The 6,006-nt window shown below is 74.7% G+C and carries 8 protein-coding genes and 1 pseudogene; 6 read left to right on the forward strand and 3 right to left on the reverse strand.

Translation table 11 applies throughout. From position 1 onward, the window contains the following. Together HUW36_RS23470 and HUW36_RS23475 are read left to right on the forward strand one after the other, a co-directional pair. On the forward strand, positions 1-604 hold a 604-nt coding region (locus HUW36_RS23470), incomplete at its 5' end, for an MFS transporter (protein WP_174530159.1). An 86-nt stretch (positions 605-690) separates the two neighbouring features. Then, entirely contained in the window at positions 691-1,023 is a 333-nt protein-coding gene (locus tag HUW36_RS23475; protein WP_174530160.1) for a hypothetical protein, read from the forward strand. Between the two features lie 8 nt (positions 1,024-1,031). Here HUW36_RS23475 and crcB read toward each other — a convergent pair whose 3' ends face one another. From crcB to HUW36_RS23490, 3 genes are all read right to left on the reverse strand, one after another. After that, positions 1,032-1,388, reverse strand: coding sequence for a fluoride efflux transporter CrcB (gene crcB, locus HUW36_RS23480; protein ID WP_174530161.1), 357 nt, complete (start codon positions 1,386-1,388; stop codon positions 1,032-1,034). Next, on the reverse strand, positions 1,385-1,876 hold the full coding sequence (locus tag HUW36_RS23485) for a FluC/FEX family fluoride channel (protein WP_174530162.1): 492 nt from the start codon (positions 1,874-1,876) through the stop codon (positions 1,385-1,387). Before HUW36_RS23485 ends, crcB begins: the two co-directional genes overlap by 4 nt. A gap of 139 nt (positions 1,877-2,015) precedes the next feature. Continuing rightward, on the reverse strand, positions 2,016-3,242 hold the full coding sequence (locus tag HUW36_RS23490; RefSeq protein ID WP_174530163.1) for an MFS transporter: 1,227 nt from the start codon (positions 3,240-3,242) through the stop codon (positions 2,016-2,018). Positions 3,243-3,378: 136 nt separating this feature from the next. Here HUW36_RS23490 and HUW36_RS23495 point away from each other — a divergent pair, with 136 nt between their 5' ends. The 4 genes and pseudogenes from HUW36_RS23495 to HUW36_RS23510 form a co-directional block, all read left to right on the forward strand. After that, a complete protein-coding gene (locus tag HUW36_RS23495; protein ID WP_174530164.1) occupies positions 3,379-3,828 on the forward strand; it encodes a MarR family winged helix-turn-helix transcriptional regulator in 450 nt (149 codons plus the stop codon). A gap of 118 nt (positions 3,829-3,946) precedes the next feature. Continuing rightward, a complete protein-coding gene (paaK, locus tag HUW36_RS23500; RefSeq protein ID WP_174530165.1) occupies positions 3,947-5,254 on the forward strand; it encodes a phenylacetate--CoA ligase PaaK in 1,308 nt (435 codons plus the stop codon). Between the two features lie 37 nt (positions 5,255-5,291). Continuing rightward, positions 5,292-5,663 (forward strand): hydroxyphenylacetyl-CoA thioesterase PaaI, encoded by a 372-nt coding sequence (gene paaI / locus HUW36_RS23505; protein ID WP_246248298.1) that lies wholly within the window; start codon positions 5,292-5,294, stop codon positions 5,661-5,663. A gap of 49 nt (positions 5,664-5,712) precedes the next feature. Next, positions 5,713-6,006 (forward strand): annotated as a pseudogene (locus tag HUW36_RS23510) (dienelactone hydrolase family protein); the annotation flags it as partial.

Consider the following 6,006-nt stretch of genomic DNA (forward strand, 5'->3'; position numbering starts at 1 on the left):
CGAGGCGGCCGGCGCCGGCGAGCCGGCGGCCCGGCGGCGGGCGTTGCTGGCCGCCTGGCGGGAGCCGCGCACCCTGCTGGTCGGCCTGCTGGTGCTGGTGATGGCATTCACCGAGGGCAGCGCCAACGACTGGCTGGCGGTGGCGTTCGTGGACGGGTACGGGGTCAGCGAGGCGGTCGGCGCCGCCGTGTTCGGCGTGTTCGTGGTGGGCATGACGCTGGGCCGCACCGTCGGCACGGTCGCCATCGACAGGTGGGGACGGGTGCCGGTGCTCTTCGGCACCATCGGGCTGGCCGCCGCCGGCGCCACCCTGGCCGTGCTGGCCGGCTCGGGTCCGCTGGCCGTGGTCGGCGTGGCGCTGTGGGGCATCGGCGCGTCGCTCGGCTTCCCGGTGGGCATGAGCGCCGCCGCCGACGACGAGGAGAAGGCCGCGGCCCGGGTCAGCGTGGTCGCGGTGATCGGTTACACCGCGTTCCTCGCCGGCCCGCCGCTGCTCGGCTTCCTCGGCGACCACTTCGGGGTGCTGCCGGCGCTCGGCCTGGTGCCGCTGCTCCTGCTGCCCACGCTCGCGCTGGTCCCGGTGCTGCGCCAGCCGGCCCGCTGACGGCTCAGCCGACTTTCACCGCGCTCCCAGGCGCCTGTCAGGCCGGCGTGCTGCACTGGGACCGACGCCGAGGAGAGGAGGCGGGCATGGGCTGGTTGCGCCGACGGGCCACCGACCCGACGACCCCGACGAAGCTCGACCGCGAGGCGAACCGGGACGACCTGGCCCAGCTGGAGGCGTTCGTCACCAGCCGCAGCGGGGTCGAGTTCTACCTGGAACCGGAGACCACCGCCACGGACACCACGGTGGTCGCCATCGCCCACGACGGCGAGTGGATCCGCCGCCGCACCGGCTCCCCCCGGGCCGCCGGCAAGATCGCGCAACGGTACGCGGTACCGCTCTACGAGGCGGCCCGCACCGGCTACCCGGAGCGGATGCGGGCGTGGAACCGGGCCCACCCGGAACGCCACGCCCGCTGACCCGCCGGTCAGAACGCCGCGACGAGCGCGTAGCCCAGGAACGCCGCGCCGAGCCCGGCGACCACGCTGGCCAGCACGTTCGCGTACGCGTGCCGGCGCGCGCCGGAGCGGGCCAGTCGCAACGTCTCGTAGCTCAGCGTCGACCAGGTGGTCAACGCGCCGCAGAACCCGGTGCCGACGAGCGCCGTCACCCCGGGATCGGCGGGCACGGCGAGCACCGCGCCGAGCAGCAGCGAGCCGGCCACGTTGACGGTCAGGGTGCCCCACGGGAACGCCGAGTCGTGCCGGGACTGCACCGCCCGGTCGGTGAGGTAGCGCAGCGGCGCCCCGAGCGCGGCCCCGATCGCGATCAGCAGGACGGTCACCGGGCCGCCCCGTCCCGGGCCGGCAGCAGCCGGGTGGTCACCGTGTCCCCGACCGCCACCGCGACCAGCGCGCCGAGCACGGTCAGCGCCAGGTAGGCCAGCGCCGTACCGGCCGCGCCGGCCGTGACCAGCCGTTGCGCGTCGACCGCGTACGCGGAGAAGGTGGTGAACCCGCCGAGCACCCCGACGCCGAGGAACGGGCGGGCCAGCGGGCCGGCCGGGCGGGCGGTGAGCACCGCCATCAACACGCCGATCAGCAGGCAGCCGGTGACGTTGACGCCGAAGGTGGCCCAGGGGAAGCCGGTGGGCGGGTGCGGGACGGCGGCCTGCACGCCGGCGCGGGCCAGCGCGCCGAGCACGCCGCCGGCGGCGATCACGCCGAGCACCGCCGCCGGGTGCGCGGTCAGTTCGCCCCGGTCGGCGGGTACGCGAAGGTCGACGTCCGGATCGACGCGAGACTCGGGCGGTCGTGACACGGTGCCTCCCACCAGGACGGGTATCACTGGCAGGGACCGTTGGCGGGTTCGCGGTTCTCCCGGCGCGTGCCGGGACGGCGGGCCCCACCGCCGGTTCCCGAGCATAACCCGCCCCCGGCCGGCCACACCTCGCCCGGGCGGGGTCGCCTTCTCAGGGGAGGGCGTTGGCCAGGTCGCGTGGGGCGGGGGTGGCGTGCCTACGCGTGTGGCGGGCCGCCCGTTCGGCGACCAGGAGCACCGCGAGGCCGAGCAGCGTGAGCCCGGCGCCGGCCCAGATCGGGGCGGTGAAGCCCAGCCCGGCGCCGATGGTGAGGCCGCCGATCCAGGCGCCGAGCGCGTTGCCCAGGTTGAACGCGGCGATGTTGGCGCCGGAGGCGAGCGTCGGCGCCTCGTGGGCGTACCGCATGATCCGCATCTGTAGCGGCGGCACGGTGGCGAAGCCGAACGCGCCCATCAGCACCAGCGCGACGATCGTGAGGGCCGGGCTCGCGGCGGTGAGCGCGAAGCCGACGAGCACCAGGGTGAGGACCGCGAGCACGGTGACCAGGGTGGCCGACAGCGACCGGTCGGCGGCGCGCCCACCGGCCAGGTTGCCGGCGAAGAGGCCGACGCCGAAGAGCACCAGCAGCCACGGCACGGTGCCGGTGGCGAAGCCGCTCACCTCGGTCAGCGTGTAGGCGATGTAGGTGAACGCGCCGAACATGCCGCCGAAGCCGAGCACGGTGACGGCGAGCGAGAACCAGACCTGTGGCCGGGTGAAGGCGCGCAGTTCGCCCCGGAGCCCACCGCCGGTGGTGGCGTCGGTGGCCGGCCCCCGGCCGGGTACCAGCAGCGCCAGCCCGGCCAGCGCCAGCACGCCGATGCCGGTGATCGCCCAGAACGTCGACCGCCAGCCGAAGTGCTGGCCGAGGAACGTGCCGAACGGGACGCCGAGGACATTGGCGACCGTCAGGCCGGCGAACATCATGGCGATCGCGCCCGCGCGACGGGCCGGCCCGACCAGGCCGGCGGCCACCACCGCGCCGATGCCGAAGAACGCGCCGTGGCACAGCGCCGCGACGATCCGGCCGGCGAGCATGGTGGCGTAGTCGCCGGCGAGCGCCGAGAGCAGGTTGCCGGCGATGAAGAGCACCATCAGCCCGAGCAGCACGGGCTTGCGGCGCAGCCGGGTGACGGCGGCGGTGAGCGCCACACCGCCGACCGCGACGCTGAGCGCGTACCCGGAGATCAGCCAGCCGGCGACCGACTCGCTGACCGCGAAGTCGGTGGCGACCTGGGGGAGCAGCCCCATGATCACGAATTCGGTCAGCCCGATGCCGAACGCCCCGATCGTCAGGGCCAGCAGGCCGCCCGGGAGCGCGGAGGTGCGTGGAGACATGACATCCCATTCCATGCGTGAGGAGACAGAGTGCGCGTGCAACTACCAGCGCCAGCAACGAAATAGTTGCACGCGCTTCATATCGGCGCAAGCGTGCTAGGTTGGGCGCAGTCCAGGTCACACCGGAGGAGGCCCGATGGGCATCGGCGACGACGCGGTCGAGATCCGCGCCCAGGGGTGGCGCACGCTCGCCGCGCTGCACGGGCTGATCGAGACCGCCCTGGAGCGTGCCCTCCAGACCGAGCACGACCTCTCCGTCGTGGAGTACACCGTGCTCGACGCGCTCTCCCGGCAGGACGGCTGGCACATGCGCATGCGGCAGCTGGCCCGCGCCGCCGCGCTCTCCGGCAGCGCCACCACCCGCCTGGTCACCCGCCTGGAGGAGCGCGGACTGCTCACCCGGATCCTCTGCGCGGACGACCGACGGGGCATCTACACCGAGCTGACCCCGGCCGGCTCGGAGCTGCTGGCCCGGGCCCGACCCACCCACGACCGGGTGCTCGCCGACGCGCTTGCCGAGGGCGGGCGCACCCCGGAGCTGGCCCCGCTGGTCGACGCGCTGCACCGGCTGCCCGCCGCCCACTGACCGCGCCCGACCCGTCGACCCCGGATCGCGCTGACCTGGCAGGACGGCCCGTACGGGCGTACGGTGATCGGCATCGCCCGGCGCGGCGGCGTCCGGGCCCGTCGCGCAGGAGGCAACCGTGCAGGACCGCACCCCTCGTCCGGACGAGCTGGATCCCGTCGAGCGGATCGGCGTCGACGAGCTGCGGGCCCTGCAACGCGACCGGCTGCGGCACTCGCTGCGGCACGCCTACGAGCACGTGCCGCACTACCGCCGCGCGTTCGACGCCGCCGGTGCCCACCCCGACGACCTGCGGGACCTGACCGACCTGTCCCGCTTCCCGTTCACCACGAAGGCGGAGCTGCGGGAGAACTACCCGTTCGGCATGTTCGCGGTCCCGCGCGAGCGGGTCGCCCGGCTGCACGCCTCCTCGGGCACCACGGGACGCCCGACCGTGGTCGGCTACACCCGCGCCGACCTGGACACCTGGGCGACACTGATGGCCCGCTCGATCCGCGCCGCCGGTGGTCGGCCGGGCGACCGGGTGCACGTCGCGTACGGCTACGGGCTGTTCACCGGTGGCCTGGGCGCGCACTACGGCGCCGAGGAGCTGGGCTGCACGGTGATCCCGGTGTCCGGTGGCATGACCGAGCGCCAGGTGACGCTGATCCGCGACCTCGCGCCGGAGGTCATCATGGTCACTCCCAGCTACATGCTGGCCATCGTCGACGAGATGGAGCGGCAGGGCCTGGACCCGCGCGCCACGTCCCTGCGGGTGGGCGTGTTCGGGGCCGAGCCGTGGACCGAGGACATGCGCCGCGAGCTGGAGCAGCGCCTGGACATGCACGCGCTGGACATCTACGGCCTGTCCGAGGTGATGGGTCCCGGGGTGGCCGTCGAGTGCGTGGAGACCAAGGACGGCCTGCACCTGTGGGAGGACCACTTCTACCCGGAGATCATCGACCCGGCGACCGGCGCGGTGCTGCCCGACGGGGAGCGGGGCGAGCTGGTGCTGACCTCGCTCACCAAGGAGGCCATGCCGGTGGTGCGCTACCGCACCCGCGACCTCACCCGCCTGCTGCCCGGCACCGCCCGCCCGATGCGCCGGATCGAGAAGATCACCGGGCGTACCGACGACATGATGATCGTCCGGGGCGTCAACGTCTTCCCGACCCAGATCGAGGAGCTGATCCTGCGTACGTCCGCCCTGTCGCCGCACTTCCAGTGCGTGCTCGACCGGCGGGACCGGCTGGACACGCTCACCGTCCACGTGGAACGGCGTGCCGGTGCGGCGCCGGAGGAGGCGGAGCGGGCCGGCGCGGCCCTGGCCGAGCAGGTCAAGAACACCATCGGGGTCTCCGTGGCGGTGCGGGTGATCGAGCCGGACGGGGTGGAACGGTCGATGGGCAAGATGCGCCGGATCGTCGACCAGCGGCGGGATCGCTGAGGTGGGGGGCGACGACGGCCGCACCGCCGCGCACGACATGTTCGACGCCGACGTGGCGTCGAAGGGGCTCGGCATCGAACTGGTCTCGGCCGGCGACGGCGCCGCGGTGGCCCGGATGCGGGTCACCCCGGCCATGCTCAACGGCCACGCCATCGGCCACGGCGGCTTCGTGTTCCTGCTCGCCGACACCGCGTTCGCGCTGGCCTGCAACAGCCACGGACCGGCCACCGTGGCCGCCGGCGGCGAGATCTCCTTCCTCCGCCCGGTGCGCGAGGGCGACCTGCTGGAGGCGTACGCGACCGAGCGGGTGCGGCACGGACGCAGCGGCATCTACGACGTCACCGTCCGGCGCGGCGACGAGGTGGTAGCCGAGTTCCGGGGGCGCAGCCGGACCATCGCCCGCGACTGACCGGCGCGCCCGACCGGGCCGGGCGGCCGGGCTGCGCGACGATGGGCCGATGGCCGAGGTCCTGCTGCTGCACTCCGTGTTCGGGCTGCGGCCCGCCGTGCTGGCCGCCGCCGACCGGCTGCGCGCCGCCGGGCACCGGGTGACCACACCCGACCTGTACGGGGTGCCCGCCGCCGAGACGGTGGAGGCCGGGTTCGCGTTGTTCGGCGGGATCGGCCACGAGGCGGTGCTGGACCGGGCCCGCGCGGCGGCCGCCGCGTTGCCCGCCGAGACGGTGCTGGCCGGGTTCTCGATGGGCGCCGGCATCGCCGGCGCGCTGCTGGCCGAGCGGCCCCGGTCGGCG

This window comes from Micromonospora maritima (assembly GCF_902825405.1).
GTDB lineage: Bacteria > Actinomycetota > Actinomycetes > Mycobacteriales > Micromonosporaceae > Micromonospora > Micromonospora maritima.

Bases quoted from the DNA above. Each gene is read 5' to 3' on its own strand.
- paaI (WP_246248298.1), top strand. From the start codon at position 5,292: ATGTTCGACGCCGACGTGGCGTCGAAGGGGCTCGGCATCGAACTGGTC.
- HUW36_RS23475 (WP_174530160.1), top strand. From the start codon at position 691: ATGGGCTGGTTGCGCCGACGGGCCACCGACCCGACGACCCCGACGAAG.
- HUW36_RS23495 (WP_174530164.1), top strand. From the start codon at position 3,379: ATGGGCATCGGCGACGACGCGGTCGAGATCCGCGCCCAGGGGTGGCGC.
- HUW36_RS23490 (WP_174530163.1), bottom strand. From the start codon at position 3,242: ATGTCTCCACGCACCTCCGCGCTCCCGGGCGGCCTGCTGGCCCTGACG.